General features: G+C 61.3%; 20 protein-coding genes and 1 pseudogene. 10 read left to right on the forward strand and 11 right to left on the reverse strand.

What is annotated here, in order from left to right; translation table 11 throughout:
* Positions 1-146 precede the first annotated feature (146 nt).
* Positions 147-1,028: a nucleoside-specific channel-forming protein Tsx gene (locus SSARUM_RS09990; RefSeq protein WP_004941293.1), complete on the forward strand. Its 882-nt coding sequence runs from the start codon at positions 147-149 to the stop codon at positions 1,026-1,028.
* Positions 1,029-1,081: 53 nt separating this feature from the next.
* Here the strand turns inward: SSARUM_RS09990 and SSARUM_RS09995 are convergent, their stop codons facing one another.
* On the reverse strand, positions 1,082-1,261 hold the full coding sequence (locus SSARUM_RS09995; protein WP_025160261.1) for a hypothetical protein: 180 nt from the start codon (positions 1,259-1,261) through the stop codon (positions 1,082-1,084).
* Positions 1,262-1,704: 443 nt separating this feature from the next.
* Between SSARUM_RS09995 and SSARUM_RS10000 the strand changes: the two genes are divergently transcribed.
* On the forward strand, positions 1,705-2,190 hold the full coding sequence (locus SSARUM_RS10000; RefSeq protein ID WP_033646351.1) for an anti-virulence regulator CigR family protein: 486 nt from the start codon (positions 1,705-1,707) through the stop codon (positions 2,188-2,190).
* 114 nt (positions 2,191-2,304) lie between these two features.
* Positions 2,305-2,835, forward strand: a complete 531-nt coding sequence (locus SSARUM_RS10005) for a chorismate mutase (protein ID WP_039566463.1) — start codon at positions 2,305-2,307, stop codon at positions 2,833-2,835.
* Between the two features lie 3 nt (positions 2,836-2,838).
* On the opposite strand, the gene SSARUM_RS10010 is transcribed toward SSARUM_RS10005, so the two are convergent.
* The 4 genes from SSARUM_RS10010 to hutC form a co-directional block, all read right to left on the reverse strand.
* On the reverse strand, positions 2,839-4,374 hold the full coding sequence (locus tag SSARUM_RS10010) for a serine hydrolase domain-containing protein (RefSeq protein WP_060429930.1): 1,536 nt from the start codon (positions 4,372-4,374) through the stop codon (positions 2,839-2,841).
* A 245-nt stretch (positions 4,375-4,619) separates the two neighbouring features.
* Entirely contained in the window at positions 4,620-5,423 is an 804-nt protein-coding gene (hutG, locus tag SSARUM_RS10015) for an N-formylglutamate deformylase (RefSeq protein ID WP_060429933.1), read from the reverse strand.
* Positions 5,420-6,643 carry an imidazolonepropionase gene (gene hutI, locus SSARUM_RS10020; RefSeq protein ID WP_060429935.1) on the reverse strand — a complete coding sequence of 408 codons (1,224 nt, stop codon included), beginning with the start codon at positions 6,641-6,643 and terminating at the stop codon, positions 5,420-5,422. The genes hutG and hutI overlap by 4 nt, the downstream gene beginning before the upstream one ends.
* 157 nt (positions 6,644-6,800) lie before the next feature.
* A complete protein-coding gene (hutC, locus tag SSARUM_RS10025) occupies positions 6,801-7,556 on the reverse strand; it encodes a histidine utilization repressor (protein WP_033638258.1) in 756 nt (251 codons plus the stop codon).
* A gap of 180 nt (positions 7,557-7,736) precedes the next feature.
* Here hutC and SSARUM_RS10030 point away from each other — a divergent pair, with 180 nt between their 5' ends.
* From SSARUM_RS10030 to SSARUM_RS10040, 3 genes are all read left to right on the forward strand, one after another.
* A complete protein-coding gene (locus SSARUM_RS10030; RefSeq protein WP_060429937.1) occupies positions 7,737-9,107 on the forward strand; it encodes a formimidoylglutamate deiminase in 1,371 nt (456 codons plus the stop codon).
* Positions 9,107-9,670, forward strand: coding sequence for a HutD/Ves family protein (locus SSARUM_RS10035; protein WP_060429939.1), 564 nt, complete (start codon positions 9,107-9,109; stop codon positions 9,668-9,670). The genes SSARUM_RS10030 and SSARUM_RS10035 overlap by 1 nt, the downstream gene beginning before the upstream one ends.
* A gap of 69 nt (positions 9,671-9,739) precedes the next feature.
* Complete coding sequence (locus SSARUM_RS10040) at positions 9,740-10,741, forward strand: LacI family DNA-binding transcriptional regulator (protein WP_060429942.1); 1,002 nt, start codon at positions 9,740-9,742, stop codon at positions 10,739-10,741.
* Between the two features lie 41 nt (positions 10,742-10,782).
* Here SSARUM_RS10040 and SSARUM_RS10045 read toward each other — a convergent pair whose 3' ends face one another.
* The 4 genes from SSARUM_RS10045 to pckA form a co-directional block, all read right to left on the reverse strand.
* Positions 10,783-12,225, reverse strand: a complete 1,443-nt coding sequence (locus SSARUM_RS10045) for a glycoside hydrolase family 32 protein (RefSeq protein ID WP_060429944.1) — start codon at positions 12,223-12,225, stop codon at positions 10,783-10,785.
* Positions 12,222-13,481 carry an MFS transporter gene (locus SSARUM_RS10050; RefSeq protein ID WP_033646341.1) on the reverse strand — a complete coding sequence of 420 codons (1,260 nt, stop codon included), beginning with the start codon at positions 13,479-13,481 and terminating at the stop codon, positions 12,222-12,224. Before SSARUM_RS10050 ends, SSARUM_RS10045 begins: the two co-directional genes overlap by 4 nt.
* Before the next feature lie 169 nt (positions 13,482-13,650).
* Entirely contained in the window at positions 13,651-14,955 is a 1,305-nt protein-coding gene (locus tag SSARUM_RS10055; protein ID WP_033646340.1) for an MFS transporter, read from the reverse strand.
* Positions 14,956-15,171: 216 nt separating this feature from the next.
* Positions 15,172-16,791: a phosphoenolpyruvate carboxykinase (ATP) gene (gene pckA, locus SSARUM_RS10060; RefSeq protein WP_033646339.1), complete on the reverse strand. Its 1,620-nt coding sequence runs from the start codon at positions 16,789-16,791 to the stop codon at positions 15,172-15,174.
* Between the two features lie 432 nt (positions 16,792-17,223).
* On the opposite strand from pckA, the gene SSARUM_RS10065 reads away from it, so the two are divergent.
* Together SSARUM_RS10065 and SSARUM_RS10070 are read left to right on the forward strand one after the other, a co-directional pair.
* A complete protein-coding gene (locus SSARUM_RS10065) occupies positions 17,224-18,567 on the forward strand; it encodes a 2-hydroxycarboxylate transporter family protein (RefSeq protein ID WP_033638272.1) in 1,344 nt (447 codons plus the stop codon).
* A 47-nt stretch (positions 18,568-18,614) separates the two neighbouring features.
* Positions 18,615-18,827, forward strand: a pseudogene (locus SSARUM_RS10070) (M10 family metallopeptidase C-terminal domain-containing protein); the annotation flags it as partial.
* Positions 18,828-19,100: 273 nt separating this feature from the next.
* On the opposite strand, the gene SSARUM_RS10075 reads toward SSARUM_RS10070, so the two are convergent.
* The gene (locus SSARUM_RS10075; RefSeq protein ID WP_004931526.1) at positions 19,101-19,310 is read right to left on the reverse strand and encodes a hypothetical protein; all 210 of its coding nucleotides are present in this window, start codon (positions 19,308-19,310) and stop codon (positions 19,101-19,103) included.
* A gap of 156 nt (positions 19,311-19,466) precedes the next feature.
* Here SSARUM_RS10075 and SSARUM_RS10080 point away from each other — a divergent pair, with 156 nt between their 5' ends.
* Positions 19,467-19,619: a hypothetical protein gene (locus SSARUM_RS10080; protein WP_162846222.1), complete on the forward strand. Its 153-nt coding sequence runs from the start codon at positions 19,467-19,469 to the stop codon at positions 19,617-19,619.
* Between the two features lie 38 nt (positions 19,620-19,657).
* Here SSARUM_RS10080 and yniD read toward each other — a convergent pair whose 3' ends face one another.
* Positions 19,658-19,750 (reverse strand): small membrane protein YniD, encoded by a 93-nt coding sequence (gene yniD / locus SSARUM_RS10085; protein WP_223182009.1) that lies wholly within the window; start codon positions 19,748-19,750, stop codon positions 19,658-19,660.
* A 338-nt stretch (positions 19,751-20,088) separates the two neighbouring features.
* Here yniD and SSARUM_RS10090 point away from each other — a divergent pair, with 338 nt between their 5' ends.
* Positions 20,089-20,481 carry an ASCH domain-containing protein gene (locus SSARUM_RS10090; RefSeq protein WP_033638276.1) on the forward strand — a complete coding sequence of 131 codons (393 nt, stop codon included), beginning with the start codon at positions 20,089-20,091 and terminating at the stop codon, positions 20,479-20,481.

Raw genomic sequence — 20,481 nt, forward strand, 5'->3', positions numbered from 1 at the left:
CTGGATCACAGATTCTTACAGTCAGTGGTTTCTATAATGCGCGCGTCATCCGAGTTTCTGTGTGAAGACAACGCCAGGTGTCGGCAGACTCATTGTCATCTTTTCTAAACGGGCAGGAAATGGCCCTTTAAGCATGTGGTAATAAAATGAAAAAAATAGCTCTCGCAGCAGGTGTACTGCTCGCAGCGTCTTACAGTGCATCATCAATGGCTGATAGCAAAGACAGTCAATATGTCTCCGACTGGTGGCACCAGAGCGTCAACGTGGTGGGCAGCTACCACACCCGCTTCGGGCCGCAGCTGAATAACGACGTGTATCTCGAATACGAAGCCTTCGCCAAGAAAGACTGGTTCGATTTCTACGGTTACGTTGACGTGCCGAAGTTCTTCGGCGTGGGCAATACCCCGGATCGCGGCATCTGGGACAAAGGTTCCCCGCTGTTTATGGAGATTGAACCGCGCTTCTCCATCGACAAGCTGACCGGCACCGATCTGAGCTTCGGTCCGTTCAAAGAGTGGTACTTCGCCAACAACTACATCTATGATCTGGGCCACAACGCCGACGGCCGTCAGAACACCTGGTACATGGGTCTGGGCACCGATATCGACACCGGCCTGCCGATGAGCCTGTCGATGAACATCTATGCCAAATACCAGTGGGAAAACTACCAGGCCGCCAACGAGAACAGCTGGGACGGTTACCGCTTCAAGGTGAAATACTTCGTGCCGCTGACCCAGGTGTGGGGCGGCAACCTGAGCTACATCGGCTTCACCAACTTCGACTTCGGTTCCGATCTGGGCAAGGACAGCCATTGGGTTGACGGCACCGGCAAACAGGTGCGCACCAGCAACTCGATCGCCTCCAGCCATATTTTGGCGCTGAACTACGATCATTGGCACTATTCTTTCGTGGCGCGTTACTTCCATAACGGCGGCCAGTGGCAGGATGGCGCGGATATCGGCACCCCGCAGGGCCCGATCAAGTCTACCGGCTGGGGTTATTACCTCGTGGTCGGCTATAACTTCTGATTTTCCGTGTTATCAGAAACAGAAAACCCCGCTTGGCGGGGTTTTTTTTGTCATCACTGGGCTTGTTCAACCGGGAGATGCTTCACCGGCATAAACAGCCTGCCTTTGATCACGTGACATTCATTATTTATCCAACTAATGATTTGTTCACGGCTGACGCCTTCAGACTGCGCGTAACGATGAAGATCGCCGTTAAAGTGGCGAGTGATGTATTCCATGAGGGTCATTTGCACGTCTTTTGCTCCTGAACGCCCACCCGTTGCCAGCCTGGCCACCGCGGGAGGTTGAGGTTTCTCAGACAGCGAATGTAAATTATTGGCAACCAAATCTCAACATAAAGCACCAGATTGGGGCGACAGCGGCGGGAAAAAGAATCCCGCACGGAGAGGCGGGAAGTGTTCGCTATTATCATTATGGATGATAAGAATAAGATTTGAGGTGCGACGAAAAAGAGCATGCTAACTCTTTTTTGTTACCCTCCCACGCTAGCGTAAGGCTTATTTTTCTTCAAGAAAAATCTGAGGTAAGCTTCGGAATTCTCGAGGCGTGTTGCGTTGAAACAAACTATTGGCGCGACTGCCGTCAAACCGCACCGTTATCTCGGAGTTTTCCTTATACTTCGTCCGGAAAAGACCCGCTATAGTCAACAGAGTCCCCCCAAGCAGGAATACACAACATGAACAAACGTCGTACGACCCTCACGGTGTTGGCGCTGATCGCGTCGCTGGGGTTGTCATCCGCCCCGGCCCTGGCTGACAAAGGCGGCAATGGTAACGGCAACGGTAATGGCCATGGCAACAGCGGCAATCACGGTAATAGTGGTAACCATGGCAACAACGGCAACAAAGGCAATAAAGATAAAGGCGGCTATAGAAACGACGATAATCTGGTTTCCGTCAGCCTCTCGCGCGACCGCGCCCGTTCGCTGGCGCGCAACTACGGCCTGACCGGCTACAGCTCGCTGCCACCGGGCATCGCCAAGAATCTGGCGCGCGGTAAACCGCTGCCGCCGGGCATCGCCAAAAAAGTGGTGCCTTACTCGATGCTGCGCGATCTGCCGCAGTACCCGGGTTATGAGTGGCGTATCGCCGGCGACGATCTGGTGCTGGTCGCACTCAGCACCGCGATTGTGGCTTCCGTCATCAACGGCGTGTTCGACTAAGGTTTGTCGAGCGTTATCGGGCCTCGCTGCGGCGGGGCCTTTTTATTTGCCAGCGCGGGGCGGACGTGGTGAACTTTGGGCCTTACGTTTTCACTGCATCATAAGGGAGGCACCATGTTCAGGGCGTTATTGATAGCCTGCTGTTTGACCAGTTTTCCCGCGTTGGCCGACGGCGCCGCCGCCATCGGCGAACTGGTGAACCAACGGCTGTCGTTGATGAAAGACGTTGCCGGTTACAAGGCGCAGCAGCATTTGCCGATCGAAGACCTGGCGCAGGAGGCGAAGGTGTTGGCCAGCGCGCAGGCGGAGGCGGGGCGTTTGGGGTTGGAGCCCGCGTCGGTGCGGCCTTTTATCGCCGCGCAGATGAACGCCGCCAAGGCGATTCAGTACCGCTATCGCGCCGACTGGCTGGCGAGCCCGGAACCCGGCTGGCAGCCGCGGCCGTTGGCGCAGGTGCGCCCGCAGATCGCACAGTTGAGCAGCCAGATATTGCAACGGCTGGCGGAGCGGCTGCGCGCCGGCCCGCTCGGCGAGGCGGATCGGGCGGCGTTTATGGCGTCCGTGGATCAGATGAATCTCAGCGCCGCCGACAAACGGCGGCTGGCGGATGCGCTGCTGGCGGTCAGAACCGGCAGCGCAGGCTGAGCGTCAGTCGCGGCCGACGGCGCTGCGGCGGAAGGTCAGCATCCGGCTGCGGTTGGCGATGAGATCCACGTTGTAACCGCGGAAATAGAGGCAAAAGCGTTTCAACCACGGTCCGTCCTGGCACTCCACCAGCATGCGGCCCTGGCCGAGCGGGCTGAGCGTCCCGGTCTGCGCCGCCGGGCCGACGCCGATATGTACCCGATCGCCACGAATTTCAAAGGCGGTGCGATAGTGCGGGTGATACCACAGTCCCTGCACATGCTTCAGGCAGTCGCCATTGGCCGAGACCGGCAGAAAACGGCGCGCCACATGCCCGACTTCGCCCTCGACCGCTTCGCCGGTCCACTTCAATTTGATTGGCATATGGGCGGACAGCGACACCGCGTAGCCGTCTTCGCCCTGATACAGCGGTTCACCGCTGCCCAAATAGGCCAGGTTGCCGTCTTTGACCTCCAGCCAGTGTGGTTCGGCCAGCGTGGCGTAGAGGCCGTCGGGGATCGCCGTGCTGCGCTGCGGCAGCGGTTCGCCGAGCAGCGCCGCCATCACCTGCAAAGCCATACCGAAACTGTCGCAGTCTTCGCGGTTGGCCACCAGCGCGACGCCGGCCTGGCGATCGGGCGCCAGCAGGAAATAGGTTTTGTAACCGGCGTGGGAGCCGCCGTGGCCGAGCAAGCGCCGGCGGCCCAGCGGGGTTTGCGCCAGCCCCAGGCCATAGGCGCTGAGCTGGCCCTGATTGAGGCGGCGCGGTGCGCCGAGTTGCGCCAGCACGCCCTGGCCGGGGCCTTCGTCGGCCAGCAGCGTCTGCAGCCAGCGGGTGAGGGCGTTGAGGCTGCCGGTCAGGCTGCCGGAGGCGGAAAGGTGCAGGCCGGCGCTGGCGTGTTGCCAGCCCTGCGGCGCACGCCAGTAACCCGGCACCAACCCCGGCACCACGTCGAACCAGCTTTCCGGCGCTTGCATCTGCACCTGCAGCGGCCGGGCAATGTGCTGTTGCACCAGCTGGTCGAAATCATACCCTTTGCTGCGCAGCGCGGCCTCCAGCAGCCGATAGCCGGTATTGCTGTAGGCGATCTCGCTGCCGGCTTCGTAGTTCAACTTCTCCAGCCCTTCGACAAACTGCATGACCGGCTGTGCCTCGCTGACGGCGTGCAGCGAGATGCCGAGCAAACCGAGCGTCTCGCGCACGTCGGGCAGGCCGCCGGTCATGTCCAGCGCCTGGCCGACGGTGACGTCCGCCAGCGCGGGTTGCAGGGCGGGCAGCAGTTCGCCCAGGCGTTGCTCCAGCCGAATGGCGCGATCGGTGGCGTTCAGCGCCAGCGCGGCGAAGATATGTTTGGTCACGGAGGCGTAGCGCACCACGCTGTCGGCGGTGAAGGGAGTATTCTGCGCCAGATCGGCCAGGCCGGCGCAGGCGGTGGCGCGGAGTTGTTCGGCGTCAAACAGGGTGATGGCGCCGCCGGGTTCGCCACGCCGTTGCCAGCCGGCCAGCAATTGTTCGGCAACGGCGCCGGCAGCGCGCCAGTTTAACGGTGTTACAGACATAGGGCCTCCAGAGTGATGGTTCGAAACGGGCCAGCTCGGCCACACGTCGCTCGGCGCTGACGAGGAGCGCGGGCTTTTCGGCTGATTGTGGCGCAGTGCGTTTTTCGTCGGCCGCTGTTTTGTGCGCTGTTTAGACCAGTCGGTGGGGAATCACGCGAAACTTTGATATGGCGCGCAGAACGCGGCTGACGATGCGGTTAAAGGCTGGGGGAGAAACAGGCGCCCGGCGGCGCCTGCAGAGGGGATCAGTTGAGTTTGGCGGCGCCGTCCAACAGGCCTTCAATCATCTGCTTGAGCAGGCGCTGCAGCGAGGCAGCGCGCTGCGGTTCGAACGCGTAAGGATACTGTTCGGACATGTAGTTCACCTGCGCCAGCTCAAGCTGGATCGCATGCTGTTGCTGCTGCGGCTGGCCGTAGGCGCGGGTGATGTAACCGCCCTTGAAGCGGCCGTTCAGCACGTGGGTGAACTGCTGTTGCTGCTCGCAGCAGGCGACCAGCCGATCGCTCAGCGCCTGGGCGCAGCTTTCGCCGCCGTTGGTGCCGAGGTTGAGATCCGGCAGCTTGCCCTCGAACAGCCGCGGGATCACCGAGGCGATGGAGTGCGCGTCGAACAGCAGCGCATAGCCGTGCCGCGCTTTGAGGCGCGCCAGTTCGTCTTGCAGTTGCTGATGATAAGGTTGCCAAATTTGCTGCAGATAGCCGGCGCGCTCTGCGTCCGTCGGTGCTTTGCCCGGCAGGAAGCTTGGGCGGCCGTCGAACAGCACGTCGGGATACAGACCGGTGGTGGCGGTGGTGTACAGCGGCTTGTCGTCCGCCGGGCGGTTCAGATCGATGACGAAGCGCGAATAGTTGCCGACCAGCACGCTGGCGCCCATCGCCCGGGCGAAGTCGTACAGCTGTGGTATGTGCCAGTCGGTATCGGGCAGCGGGCGGGCGTCGTCGGTCAGCCCGGCCTCGACCGCCGGCGTCAGTTGCGTGCCGGCGTGCGGGATGCTGATCAGCAGCGGCAGGCTGCCGGTCTGGAAGCTAAAAGGATCGCGAATGGTCATTGACGTACTTCTCCTCGGAAAATCACCGTACAGGGCAGTTGGCCGCCCAACCAATAAGCCAGTTCCGCCGGCCGCGACAGCGGCCAGTGAACGAAGTCCGCCACCTTGCCGGTTTCCAGCGTGCCGTGGCTGTGTTGCAGCCCCAACGCTTTGGCGGCGTGGGTGGTAACGCCCGCCAACGCTTCTTCCGGCGTCAGGCGGAACAGCGTGCAGGCCATGTTGATCATCAGACGCAGCGACAGCGCCGGCGAGGTGCCGGGGTTGGCGTCGCTGGCGATCGCCATCGCCACCTGGTGCTTGCGGAACAGCTCCACCGGCGGGCACTGGGTTTCGCGCAGCAGGTAATAGGCGCCGGGCAGCAGCACCGCCACGGTGCCGGCGTTGCCCATGGCGCGGGCATCTTGTTCGGTGGCGTATTCGAGATGGTCGGCGGAAAGCGCGTGATGGCGCGCCGCCAGCGTGCTGCCGCCGAGGGCGGAGAGCTGCTCGGCGTGCAGCTTGACCGGCAAACCGGCGGCTTCGGCGGCGGCGAAGACCCGCTCCACCTGCGCCGGTGAGAACGCCAGATGTTCGCAGAAGGCGTCAACCGCATCCGCCAGGCCGGCTGCCGCCGCCTGCGGGATGATGGTGTCGCAGACCAGATTGATGTAGTCGTCGGCGCGGTTGGCGTATTCCGGCGGCAGCGCATGGGCCGCCAGACAGGTGGTTTTCACCTCGACCGGCAACAGCTCGCCCAACTTGCGCGCCACCCGCAGCATCTTCAGTTCGCTTTCCGGGCTGAGGCCGTAACCGGATTTGATCTCCACGCAGGTGACGCCTTCCGCCAGCAGCGGCCGCAGGCGGAACAGCGCCTGCTCCAGCAGCAGCGCTTCATCGGCCGCGCGGGTGGCTTTCACCGTGGAAATGATGCCGCCGCCCTGCGCGGCGATCTCGGCGTAGCTCACGCCGTTCAGCCGCTGTTCGAACTCGCCGCTGCGATTGCCGCCGAACACCAGGTGCGTGTGGCAGTCAACAAAACCGGGGGTGATGATGCCGCCGTCGAATTTCACCGTTTCGTCCGCGATCAGGCCGGACGGCAGCGCCGCATGTTCGCCAATCCAGACGATCTTGCCGTCGCGCACGGCGATCGCGCCGTCGGTCAGGGTGTGATACTTGCCGTCGCGCATGGTGACGATATCGGCGCCGTGCCACAGGCTGTCACAGTGAATCTCAGACGTCATTGCTTTCCTCCGCCGGAGCCGCAGCTCCCACATGGTTGTATATACAATTAAAAACAACCTAACGCATTCATCGGGATGTCACAAGAGGCGGGCGAAATTTTGTTATCAGGATGTGATCGATAGCGGAGATGCAGGCGCAGGGCGCGCCCGCCGGGGATCAGACTTCGCTGGTGAAGCGGCCGAACAGTTGATAACGGCTGCCGGGGTACAGCAGCCGGGCCGAGGTCACCACGGTTTTGCCGGACCAGGTGCGGCGATGGATCAGCAGACCGGGTTCATGGTCTTCCAGCTGCAGCAGCTCGCGCTCACGCCGGGTGGGGATCACCGCTTCGACGATGTGTTCGCCGGCGGTCAGCGGCGCGGCCTGCGTCAGGTAGGTGTAAGGCGTGACGCGGTCGAAATCCTGCTTCAGGTAATCCGGCGCCACCAGCGGGTTGACGCAGCGGTCTTCCACCTGCACCGGCACATCGTTTTCGTAATGCACGATCTGCGAATAGAACAGCCGTTGGCCGGGGTGAATGCCCAGCGCCGTCGCTTCTTCCTCGCTGGCCGCACGGGCCTTCAGCTCGAGGATCTTGCTGCTGTGACGATGGCCGCGCGCGGCGATCTCATCGGCGATGTTGTGCACTTCCAGCAGCGCGGTATGCGCTTTGGCTTCGGCGACGAAGGTGCCGACGCCCTGCATGCGAATCAAAAAACCTTCGCTGGTCAGCTCGCGCAGCGCGCGGTTGATGGTCATGCGGCTGACGCCCAGTTCCGCCACCAGTTCACTTTCGGAGGGCACGCGCTGGTGCGGTTGCCAATGCCCCGCACGGATTTGATTCACGATCGCCTGTTTGACCCGTTGGTAGATCGGGGCGGGGGCATCGCTCATTGCAGCCGCCAGTTGTAACACGGTCTGTTGTTCAGCCACGACGTTAACCTCGTCAAATAAAAAAATAATAACACCAGTTTACTGTTGATGTCGGCGTATGTATATGTATATACAACTAGTGGCCGTCGCGCCAGAAACTTGCCGGCGGCCGCCAAAAATTCCCGAAGGCGCGCCATCGCCGCGCCTCATTCGCCGTTACACCAACAGTGGAATACTGCCATGCCTGCTTATTTTGCCCCACGCGCTTTGCTCCCTGAGGGCTGGGCGCATAACGTCCGGCTGGACGTCGATGCGCAAGGTTATCTGACTCAAGTTACCGCCGACGCTGAGCCGCAAGGCTGCACCCGGCTGCACGGCGACGCGGTGCCGGGCATGCCGAACCTGCACTCCCACGCTTTCCAGCGCGCGATGGCCGGGCTGGCGGAAGTGGCGGGCAACCCGCAGGACAGCTTCTGGACCTGGCGCGATCTGATGTACCGCCTGGTGCAGCGCCTGACGCCGGAGCAGGTGGAGGTAGTCGCCCGTCAACTGTATATCGAAATGCTCAAGGGCGGATACACCCAGGTGGCCGAATTCCATTATCTGCATCACGACGCCGACGGCAAGCCTTACGCCGATCGCGGTGAGATGACCGGCCGCCTCAGCGAGGCCGCGCATCAGGCCGGCATCGGCATGACGATGCTGCCGGTGCTGTACAGCTACGCCGGTTTCGGCGCGCAGCCGGCGCAGCCGGGGCAGAAACGTTTTATCCAGGATACCGAAAGCTATCTGCACCAGCAGCAGGTGATTGCCCGCCAGTTGGCGGATCGTCCGTTGCAGAATCAGGGGCTGTGCTTCCACTCGCTGCGTGCGGTGGAGCTGGGCCAGATGCGGCAGATTTTGGCCGCGTCGGATCGCACTTTGCCGGTGCATATTCACATCGCCGAGCAGCAAAAAGAGGTGAACGACTGCCTGGCGTGGAGCGGGCAGCGCCCGGTGGCCTGGCTGTATGACCATCTGCCGGTCGATCAGCGTTGGTGCCTGGTGCATGCCACCCATCTGGATCGCGACGAGCTGGAAGCGCTGGCGCGCAGCCGCGCGGTGGCCGGCCTGTGCCTGACCACCGAAGCCAACCTCGGCGACGGCATCTTCCCCGGCGACGCTTACCTGCAGCAGCAGGGGCGCTGGGGCATCGGTTCCGACAGCCACGTTTCGCTCAACGTGGTGGAAGAGCTGCGCTGGTTCGAATACGGCCAGCGGCTGCGCGATCAGCGCCGCAACCGTCTGACGACGCCGGAACAGTCGGCGGTGGGCGATGTGCTGTACCTGCAGGCGCTGCAGGGCGGTGCGCAGGCGTGCGGCGCGCCGATCGGCCGGTTGCAGAGCGGCTATCGCGCCGACTGGCTGGTGCTGGACGGCGACGATCCGTATCTGGCGGCGGCGCCGGACGCCTCGATCCTCAACCGCTGGATGTTCGCCGGCGGTAAAGAGCAAATTCGCGACGTGTTCGTCGGCGGCCGGCAGGTGATCGAGCAGGGGCGGCACGCGCTGCAGCAGCAGAGCGGCGCCGAGTTCCTGCAGGTGCTGAAAACCTTTCAGCAGGAGGCGTAATGAGCCTGACCCGTTTTAACTTCGCCGCGCTGCCGGTCAGCCCGTGGCGCAACGGCGGTGGGGAAACCCGTGAAATCGTCAGCTGGCCGCCGGGCGCGCAGGATTTTGACTGGCGCGCCAGCATCGCCACCATCGCACAGGACGGGCCGTTTTCCGCCTTTGCAGGCATCGATCGTTCGATCACGCTGCTGGAAGGCGACGGCGTGCGGCTGTTCAGCGCCGGGCATATCGACCATCAATTGGCGCGCGTCGGGGAGCCGTTCGCGTTCTCCGGCGACGTGGCGCTGGAAGCGACGCTGCTGGGCGGCGCCAGCCAGGATTTCAACATCATGACGCGCCGCGGCCGGCAGGCGGCCGAGGTGCGGCGCAGCACGGCGCCCGTCACCTTGCCACCCAACCAGGCGGGCGTGCTGTATGTGCTGAGCGGGGTCTGGTCGCTGCCGGGGGGCGGCGAACTGCGGGCGCGCGAGGGCGTCTGGTGGGCGGCGCAGGCGGCGGGCGGCGAAGTGGCGCCGCTGACGGCCGACGGCGCTCTTCTGTGGGCGAACATCACAGCCTGCTAACGCAGAGTAGAGTCCTGCGCCCGGTTATGGGATTATTCACTTTTCCCCATTAATCATAAAGAAGGGCGCATGGCTTCGCTGAAAGACGTCGCAAAACTTGCCGGAGTCTCTTTGATGACGGTGTCCCGCGCCATCAATGAACCCGGCAAGCTGCGGCCGGAAACCTACCGCCGCGTCAAACAGGCTATCGACCAGTTGGACTACGTGCCGGATCTGTCAGCGCGGCGTATTCGCGGTGACGGAAATCGCGTGCAGACGCTCGGCGTGCTGGCGCTGGACACCGCCACGACGCCGTTCTCGGTGGAAATGATCCTGTCGATTGAGAAAACCGCGCGTGAACGCGGCTGGAACAGCTTCGTCGTCAACCTGTTTGCCGACGACAACGCCGAACAGACCGTCGATCTGCTGCTGGCGCATCGTCCGGATGGGGTGATCTTCACCACGATGGGGCTGCGCGAGGTGACATTGCCGGCCAAACTGCTGGACAAAAAGCTGGTGCTGGCCAACTGCGTCAGCCCGGCGCATTCGATCGCCAGCTACATTCCTGATGACGAGCAAGGGCAGTATGAGGCCACGCGCACGCTGATCGCCAAAGGCTATCGCGCGCCACTGTGCATTCATTTACCGGCGGATACGCTGGCGGCGGGCCTGCGCCGCCGCGGTCTGGAACGCGCCTGGCGCGAAGCGGGGCGCGATGTTGAACAGCTGCGGCAGTATCATCTCGATCTGAGCGGCGGCGATCAAAGCTATCGCGACTGCGTCGCGCTGCTGGAGCGGCATTTCTCTCCCGGGCGGCGCGATTGCGACGTCGTGGTGTGCGGAAACGATCGGATAGCCTTTCTGGTGTATCAGGTATTGCTGGCGCAAGGATGGCGGATACCGCAACAGGTGGCGGTGCTGGGTTACGACAATATGGTCGGCACCGGCGAGCTGTTCCTGCCGGCATTGACGACGGTGCAGCTGCCGCATTACGAGCTGGGCCGCCTTGCGGCGCTGCATGTGATTGAGCAGCGGGAGCTGCGTGAGACGGTGAAAGTGCCTTGCCCGCTATTGGAGCGTGGTTCGCTGTAAGCGCACCGGGTGCGTCGCTGCGCGCCCGGTGCTCATTCCCATTATCCCCAGAGGCTTGCCAACTGCCATCCCGTGATGGGCTCGAACTGTGCCCGGCCGCCTGCGGCGAACAAGCTGAGGTGGCGCTCGCCCGCCGTCGGATAGATGCGGCTGGTCAGGCAGGCCTGCCCCTGATTGACGAAGATCTCCAGCGATGAGCGGTCAATGAAGATCCGTAGTGACAGGGTGTCACCTTCTGGCAGCGGCACGCTGCGGCAGGTGCACAGGGCGGGGTTGTCATGAAAACGTTCCAGCACCAGTCGGTGCGCCTGATTGTCGACGAATAGGCGCGCCGCATTCCCGATGGCCAGCCCGTAACGCTCGGCGTCGTTGTCGGCCGGTCTCAACGTCAGGGTGAGTTCCTGCACGTCGTCCGCCAGCGGCAGATGCTGATTGGTCAGCGTCTGTGCCAAAAACGTGTGCGATTCTCGGCGCAGCGCCGCCAGTTCACGCGCCGGGTTCATGCGGACGCTGCCGTCGGCGGCCAGCGTCAGCTCACGCGGCAGGGTGAGGGCGCCCGCCCAACGGTGCGCTTTGCTGGGCATCGGTGATTCCCACATATCCATCCAGGCAAACAGCAGCCGACGGCCGTCGGCGGCGGTGAAGGTCTGCGGCGCATAGAAATCGTGGCCGGCATCCAGCTCGCAGAAGGGTTGGGTCACCCTAAAGTCGCTGTCAGGCCGCCAGTGGCCGAGCAGATAGCCGCTCTGGAAGCGATTGCGGTAGCGGTAGCCCTGTGCCGCCAGCCCCTGCGGAGAGAACAACAACAGGTGTTGTTCCCCCAGCGGGAAGAAATCCGGGCATTCCCACATATATCCTTGATGCGCCGCCTGCGCGCCGGCCAGCACCCGATCGAAGCGCCAGGCGCGCAGGTCTGCAGAACGGTACAGGCGCACCTGGCCGAGACCGTTTTCTTTGGCGCCGACCACCAGCCACCATTCGCCGTTCTCGCGCCAGACTTTCGGATCGCGGAAATGCTGAATGCCGTCCGGCGGGGCCAGCACCGGCCCATGTTTAACGAAGCGTATGCCATCTTCGCTGGTGGCCAGACATTGCACTTCCCGCACCTGGCTGTCGTCGCCGGGTTCGCCCAGCCACACGTGGCCGGTGTAAATCAGCGTCAGGACGCCGTTGTCATCCACGGCGCAGCCGGAAAAACAACCGTCTTTGTCATAGGGCGCATCGGGCGCCAGGGCGATGGGCTGGTGCTGCCAGCGGATCAGATCGCGGCTGGTCGCGTGCCCCCAATGCATGGGCCCCCAGTGTTCGCTGTAGGGGTGATGCTGGAAGAAGGCATGATAGACGCCGTCAATACAGATCAGGCCGTTGGGATCGTTGATCCAGCCGGCGGGCGGCGCGAGATGGAACTGCGGGTAGTATTCGTCTCGGCGCTCTGCGCGCAGGGCCTCGACCGCATGGTCGGCTTGAGCTAAGGCAGTGTTCATTGGATAGACTCGCTTGATTTAATGGCGGATTGAAAGGGGGTTGCGCTGGCGGAACGTTCGCCGCGCAGCAGGAAACAGGAGACAAGCGTCGTGGCGGCGACCGCGCACCCCATCAGCAGATAGGTGTCGGCAAAGCCGATGCGGTCATAACCGTAGCCCGCCAGCGGCGACAGGAAGCTGGCCATCACCTGGGTGATGAACTGAAAGCCCACCAGGTAAAGCGTTGAGGAGAGGCGACTGTCGAAGCGGCTGGCGATGTATTTGAAGATAGCGATCAGCAGGATCGGCAACTCTACGGCGTGCAGCAGTTTCATGGCGGAGATCATCAATGCGCCGCTGACCAAGCCTGAGCCGAACATGCGCAGCGCCATCACGCCACCGGCCAGCAGTAGCCCCTGTTTGGCGCCGATGCGGTTCACCAGCAGCGGCGCCAGGAACATGCCGCCGGCCTCGAGGAAGACCTGCAGCGAGTTGAGGAAGCCGTACATTTCGTTGCCCTGTTCGCGAGAAGCGAACTGCGAGGCGAAGTAGACCGAAAATTGCTGATCGAAAACGTTGTACACGCTGATACCGAGCACAAACACCACCAGCGCCCAGAAGCCCGGCATACGCAGCAGCGCCAGCGCATCCTGCAGCCGCAGATTTTCCGGTTTGCCGAACGCCAGGCCGGCCATGGCGTTCGGCTTCAGCTCGCGCACCTGGCTGAGCAGCAACAGGAATATCACGGCGGCGGCAGAGGCCAGCCAGAAATTGATGTTCGGATCGATATTGAAGATAAAACCGGCCAAAAAGGTGGCGCTGGCCCAGCCGAGCGATCCCCACATGCGGGCGCGGCCGAATTCGAAACCGCTGATGCGGCTGACTCGCTCGGTATAAGATTCCAGCGCGCCGATGCCGGCGAAGAAGGTGGCGCCGATAAATACCCCGCCGACCAGCGCACCGAGCGGCAGGCTGCTCGCCAGCAGCGGGGCGTAAACGTAGATAAAGAACGGGCCGGTCAGCAGCAGCATCACGCCGAGAAACTGCAGCAGGTGCTTGCGCAGCCCAAGTTTGTCCTGAATAAACCCGTACAGCGGCTGTGCGCACAGCGCCACCAACGAGATGGCGGAGAAGATCAGGCCGGTCTCGGCGCCTTTCAGGCCGATCTTCTGATTCAGCCACAGCGAGATCAGCGAAAAGCTGGCAGACCAGGTGAAGAAAAAGAAGAACAGCAGGCCGCTGAGCAGCACGTAATATTTTTTAGTTTCGCGGTTCATGGGTAAGGCCCCGGTGAGTGAAGTTAGCTCTATTGTTAACGTTAACTCGCAAGGGGATGAAGCTGGCAGATGTCACGCATGCGATGTTAATCACAAAAGTTAACGTTAACATTTGTGCCTTGTGATCGAGGTCACGGGTTGGCAAGGGGGCGATGCGCCCCCCGGAAGATTAACGTTCGTTCAGCGAGCGCAGATGGTCGTCGCGGCGCAGCGTCATCAGCGCAAACAGGCTGACCACCGAGGTGGCGACCACGTAGTAAGCGGGAATGTCGATATTACCGGTCTGTTTGATCAGGCCGGTGATAATCAGCCCGGCCGAACCGGAAAACACCGCATTGGACAGCGAGTAAGCCAGCCCCAAGCCGGTATAGCGCACCCGGGTCGGGAACATCTCCGCCAGCATCGCCGGGCCGGGGCCGGCCAGCAGGCCGACCACGGCACCGGCGATCATGACCGCCAGCCCTTTGGCCCACAGTGAACTCTGCGCATCCTGCAACAGGTGCAGCAGCGGGAAGGTGAACAGGATCACCGCCGCCACCGCCGTCAGCATCACCGTTTTACGCCCCAGTTTGTCGCTGATGATGCCCGCCGGCAGAATGGTCAGGGCGAAGCCGACGTTGGCCAGCACCGTCGCCACCAGCGCCTGCTGGAAGGTGGCGTGCAATGAAGTTTGCAAATAGGAAGGCATCACCACCAGGAAGGTATAGCCGGCGGCCGACCAGCCCATCATGCGGCCGATGCCGATCAGAATGGTTTTCACCACGCCGCCCAGTTTCGCTTCCGGCGGCGCGGCGGCGTGTTCCGCATGTTGCTGCGCCTGGGTGAACGTGGGCGTCTCTTCGAGCTTGAGCCGCAGCCACAGCGCCACGGCGCCCATCGGCAGCGCCAGCAGGAAGGGAATACGCCAGCCCCAGTCATGCAGCTGCTGCACGCTGAGCAGCGCGGCCAGCAGCGCCACCAGCCCAGCGCCGGCCAGCAGGCCGAGCGCGACGGTCAGCGACTGCCAGGCGCCGAACAGCCCACGCTTGCCCTTCGGGGCGAACTCGGTCATCAGCGACACGGCGCCGCCGAATTCGCCGCCGGCGAACAGCCCCTGAAACATGCGCAGCAGCGTCAGCAGCAGCGGGGCGGCGACGCCGATCGAGGCATAGGTTGGCATGACGCCGATCAGCGCGGTGGCCAGCGTCATCAACAGCAGAACCGCAATCAGCGTCGGGCGACGGCCGATGCGATCGCCGATGCGGCCGAAGATCACCGCGCCGATCGGCCGACAGAAAAACGCCAGCGCGAAGGCGGCGTAGGTGAGGATCAGGCTGGTGATTTCGTTTTCACCCTGCAGCGTGAAAAAATTGGCGGCGATAACGGTGGCCAGGAACCCGTACACCCCGAACTCATACCATTCGATAAAGTTGCCGACCGAGCCGGCCAGCAACGCCTGACGCGAGCGGCGCGCGTCGAGAGTCTGTTGATTCATCCCCGTTCCCACACTTTTGAATTATTGTTCGTCAGTTCTAAATTTATACGACAAAACAATCAATTGATTTCAGCGGGAACTGTGAGGCGCTCAGCGCATGCCGTCGATACGCCACCATTCGGGGCAAACATCGGCGAACGCAGGGGATGGCGGAAGAGTGAAAACAAAAAAGGGCCGAAAATTCGGCCCTGAGACGGCTTGGCATAAACCCCTGCGTTACCGTTTAGGCCCGGCGTTCACCAATTTTTCACCCGCCGGGGTGACGGTATATTTGGCGAAGTTATCGATAAAGCGCTGCGCCAAATCCTGCGCTTTCTCCTGCCACAGCGACTCGTCGGCGTAGGTTTTGCGCGGATCGAGGATCGACGGATCGACGCCCGGCAGCGCGGTCGGCACCTCCAGCCCGAAGATCGGCAGCGTGAAGGTCTCGGCCTGCTCAATGTCGCCATTCAGAATGGCGTCGATAATGCCGCGCGTATCCTTGATCGAAATACGTTTGCCGCTGCCGTTCCAGCCGGTGTTGACCAGGTAAGCCTGGGCGCCGGCGGCCTCCATGCGTTTCACCAGCACTTCGGCATACTGCGTCGGGTGCAGCGTCAGGAACGCGGCGCCGAAGCAGGCGGAGAAGGTTGGCGTCGGCGCGGTGATGCCGCGCTCGGTGCCGGCCAGCTTGGCGGTGAAGCCGGACAGGAAATGGTACTGGGTCTGCTCCGGCGTCAGGCGCGATACCGGCGGCAGTACGCCGAAGGCGTCGGCGGTCAGGAAGATGATCTTGCGCGCATGGCCGGCTTTGGACACCGGTTTGACGATGTTCTCGATGTGATAAATCGGATAGGAAACGCGGGTGTTCTCGGTCTTGCTGGCGTCGTCGAAGTCGATGCTGCCGTCGGCCAGCACGGTGACGTTTTCCAGCAGCGCATCGCGGCGGATCGCCTGATAGATTTCCGGCTCCGCCTGCGGCGACAGCTTGATGGTCTTGGCGTAGCAGCCGCCTTCGAAGTTGAACACGCCGTCGTCGTCCCAGCCGTGCTCGTCATCGCCGATCAGCTGGCGCTTCGGATCGGTGGAGAGGGTGGTTTTGCCGGTGCCGGATAGGCCGAAGAACACCGCCACGTCGCCTTGCTCGCCGACGTTGGCCGAGCAGTGCATCGAGGCGATGCCCTTCAGCGGCAGCAGGTAGTTCATGATCGAGAACAGGCCTTTCTTCATCTCGCCGCCGTACCAGGTGCCGCCGATCAGCTGCATGCGTTCCGTCAGGTTGAAGGCGACGAAGTTCTCCGAGTGCAGCCCTTGCTGCTGCCAGTCCGGGTTGGTGCATTTGGCGCCGTTCAGCACCACGAAGTCCGGCTCAAAATCCGCCAGCTCGGCGTCGCTCGGGCGAATAAACATGTTTTTCACGAAGTGCGCCTGCCAGGCCACCTCGGTGATGAAGCGCACTTTCAGACGCGTGTCGGCGTTGGCGCCGCAGAACGCGTCGACCACGAACAAACGCTTGCCGGAGAGCTGGTTGCCCACCAGCGTTTTCAGATGCTGCCAGACCTCCGGGGAGAGCGGCTGGTTGTCGTTCTTGCCGGTGCCGTTGTCCGACCACCAGACGGTATCGCGCGTGGTGTCGTCGCGCACGATGTATTTGTCCTTCGGCGAACGGCCGGTGAACTCACCGGTCGCGACGTTGACCGCGCCGAGTTGGGTGAGGGTGCCGCGTTCCAGCGGCGGCAGGTCGGCGCGGGTCTCTTCGGCGAACAGCAATTCATAGCTGGGGTTATAGACGATGTCGGCGGCCTGATGGATGCCGTAGCGAGCGAGGGTTTGTGGGGTAACAGCGCGTGAAGACATATTCTACTTCCTTATGAGTCATATTATGCCTCTTTCCCGTGCGGTGCCGCGCGCAGGATTAAGGTTCGGATCAAGCTGACCGGATTCAGCTAATGCGTTTCCGGTTCTTTATTAATAAAACAGGGGGCTTTTTCGCCCTCCTATAGCATAGCAGCGAATTTAAGCCTGCTTACTTTAATTACAAAATGCTGACGATAATTAATTAAAACCAACCTTGGCGGAGGGTCACAATATTGAATTTCGCCGGCGTAATTTAGTTTTGCATTTTTATTTTTTATCATATCGTCAGGGCTGTCCACTGTTTTATTTCTTATTAGAAAAAGCGAAATCCACAATAGGATTTTTCGTAATCATTTGTTTTTTCTTGGCTATGACAGGACTGTTGCGCCAGGTGAATCTAACCGTACTGTACGCTTGTCAGCAGGGTGAATAATGAAACAGATAAATGCAGAACTGGCCTGTGATAAAAATGCGGCATCGTCCGAATCCTCAGGATTAATTAATCAACTTCGTCAAATAGATATCGGTGCGGTGCCGATCGCGTTGTTTATCACGATTTGCGCGATCGTGGCGATTTCCGCCTACGCCAACTTCCTGCCGAAGAATATGATCGGCGGCCTGGCGGTGATAATGACGCTGGGCTTTGCGCTGGCGCAGTTGGGAAAAAGCATTCCCGTGCTGCGCGATATCGGCGGGCCGGCCATTCTGTGTTTGATGGTGCCGTCGGTGTTGGTCTATTTCAATGTCTTCCAGCCTAACGTCATGGGCACCGTTCATCTACTGATGAAAGACGCCAACCTGCTCTATTTCGTCATCGCCAGTCTGGTGGTCGGCAGCATTCTCGGCATGAACCGGGTGATCCTGATTCAGGGGATGATTCGCATGTTTGTGCCCTTGGTGGTCGGTACGGTGACGGCGGTGATCACCGGGCTGCTGGTGGGCAAGCTGTTCGGCTTTACCTTTTATCACACCTTTTTCTTCATCATCGTGCCGATCATCGGCGGCGGCATCGGCGAGGGGATTTTACCGCTGTCGCTGGCCTATTCGGCGATCCTGGGCTCGACGCCGGACGTCTACGTCGCGCAGCTGGCGCCGGCGGCGGTGCTGGGCAACATCTTCGCCATCGTGACCGCCGGGGTGCTGGCGCGCATCGGCATGCAGCGCAAGGCGCTGAGCGGCGACGGCATGCTGATCCGCTCGGCGCAGGAGAACGCGATGTTCGCCATCAAGGAGCAAAGCGGCAACGTCGATTTCCAACTGATGGGCGGCGGGTTGCTGGTGATCTGCGCCTTCTTTATCGTCGGCGGCCTGTTTGAACACATCGTGCATATTCCCGGCCCGGTGCTGATGATCCTGTTCGCGGTGCTGTGCAAATACTGCCGGGTGATCCCGGCCTCGATGGAGACCGGCGCGCACAGTTTCTACAAGTTCGTCTCCACCGCGCTGGTGTGGCCGCTGATGATCGGTCTGGGCATGCTGTACGTGCCGCTGGAAAGCGTGGTGGCGGTGTTCTCGGTCGGTTATGTGGTGGTCTGCGGTTCGGTGGTGCTGTCGATGGGGCTGGTCAGTTTCCTGATTGCGCCTTACCTGAAGATGTTCCCGGTGGAAGCGGCGATCGTCACCTGTTGCCACAGCGGCCTGGGCGGCACCGGTGACGTGGCGATCCTGTCGGCATCGAACCGCATGGGGCTGATGCCGTTCGCCCAAATCGCCACGCGCATCGGCGGCGCTTCCACGGTCATTGGCGCGACGCTGCTGCTCGGTTGGTTAGTCTAAGTCCAGGGTTTCTTATGGATAGCCGGGGTTGGATTGCCCCGGTTTTTTATTTCGAGGACAGCCGCACCCACAGCGTGATGAGCTATTTCAGCGAAAGCAACATCGGGCAGGACTTTAAAGGCGCGTACTCATCCGGGCCATTGCTCAACGACATCACGGCGATCCCGCATTTCTACGGCGCCAACATGCACACCCGCATCGGCGATACGATCTACGGTTTCAATTCCAATACCGATCGCGACTTCCTCACCGCCACCGGCGGATTGGATCCGCGACTTCGTGCGCGGTGAAGACAAGAACGATCTGACGCTGTTCAACACCGGCAGCGATTTCCTGGTGAAAGTGGTGGGGCAGCCGCTGGATGCGGGTGATTTCGTGTTGGCGTAATGCAGGCAACAAAAATAGGGCGTTTTGGGCAAAAACCCGACAATTCCTATTAATTCCGTCATATTAGCGTGACATAGTAGCGCGCAGAAGGCCGGGCTTGCATACCTCGGGCTTCTGTCGGATCGCCAACCTTTTCGGTTGGCGATTCATTTTCCGCCTTTCAGCATGTTGATGGCGGCGCCGAGCAGGATGCGCCGTTCGATATCGTTGCTGTCCGCCAGCTGCCGCGCCAGATGTTTTTCCAGCGTTTCCACCGACAGCGCTTCGCCGCGATGGCGCAGCTGCATCACGCCGTCGCCGATCAGGCGTGCGACCTCATCCCATACGGGTTTAATCTCCTGTTCCGAGAACGTCATGGTCTACCTCGCTGGTTGATTTTTGCCCAATGTAGCAGCTGAACTGCGGCTTCGCTACCGGCTGCCTAAAACAGGAAGCATAAAAAACAAGCCATCAGTATTTCTTCTGGTTTTTACGCTCAATACTTGCGGTGTCGAAAAGCAGGAGAAAACATCATGAACTGGGTCGAAACCTTTACGGAGTACTACCGCCTGAGCCGCACGGGTGAAACGCAGCATTGGCTGTGTCGCCGCTGGTTGCCGCAGGGAGAGGCGCGCTTGGCCTATTTGCGGGAGTTGCTGGAGCCGACCGCGCCGCGGCGGCGGTGAGCAGGGCGCCGGCGTTTGGCCGGCGTCGTTTCGCGGGATTAACCGAAGGCTATCGCCGCCCAACGCAACAGCAGCAACGCCAGGCAGATCAGCAGCAGCACCACCACCATTCTACTGAGCTTGGCGCCCATGCGTTTTGTTGCCACGTTGTTTCCCCTTTAGCTGAAATACCATCCACCGGCGAGGATGATGAGGAAAAGCGTCACTAACGCGACGCCGTTGAGTAAATCGCTGAAGGTATCGTCAGCATCGATGTCATTTTGCCGCATGTTGCCGCCTGGCGGTCGCCATTGGGTGAATAATGTTCACAGTATGCGCCCGACAGCGCGGCAGGCACAGCGAAGAACGGTAAAAACGCGTAAAGGCAGCGGTGGCGGAACGCGCAGTCGCGCTTGCGACGGATGCAGACGGCCGGCAATACGTTGTACTATCCTGTCTGCATTGATGCATTTTTCCTAAAGGTATAATCATGGCGACGGCAATTCCACAGAAATACGAGCATCTTGAGCGCTGGGCGTTCGGCGATACCGAGCAGCAGGCCGATGAAGTGGTGCAATTGATCCTCAATGGCACCAAAACGGCCACCTGTTCCAACCTCGATGGCGAGGGGATCCCGCAGGCCGGCGATCGGTTCCTGGTGGTGGACGGCAAGGGTGAGCCGGTCTGCGCGGTCGAGCTGACCGCGGTGGAAATGAAAACTTACGATCAGGTCGATGAAGCGCACGCCTTTGCCGAAGGCGAGGGCGATCGCTCGCTGGCGCACTGGCGCAAAGAGCTGCAGCGCTTCTTCGAAGAGTACGATCTGTTCTCGCCGGACATGACGCTGGTGCTGATGAATTTCAAAGTCGTCGACAAATTCTAA

Source organism: Serratia sarumanii (assembly GCF_029962605.1).
Taxonomy (GTDB): Bacteria; Pseudomonadota; Gammaproteobacteria; order Enterobacterales; family Enterobacteriaceae; genus Serratia; species Serratia sarumanii.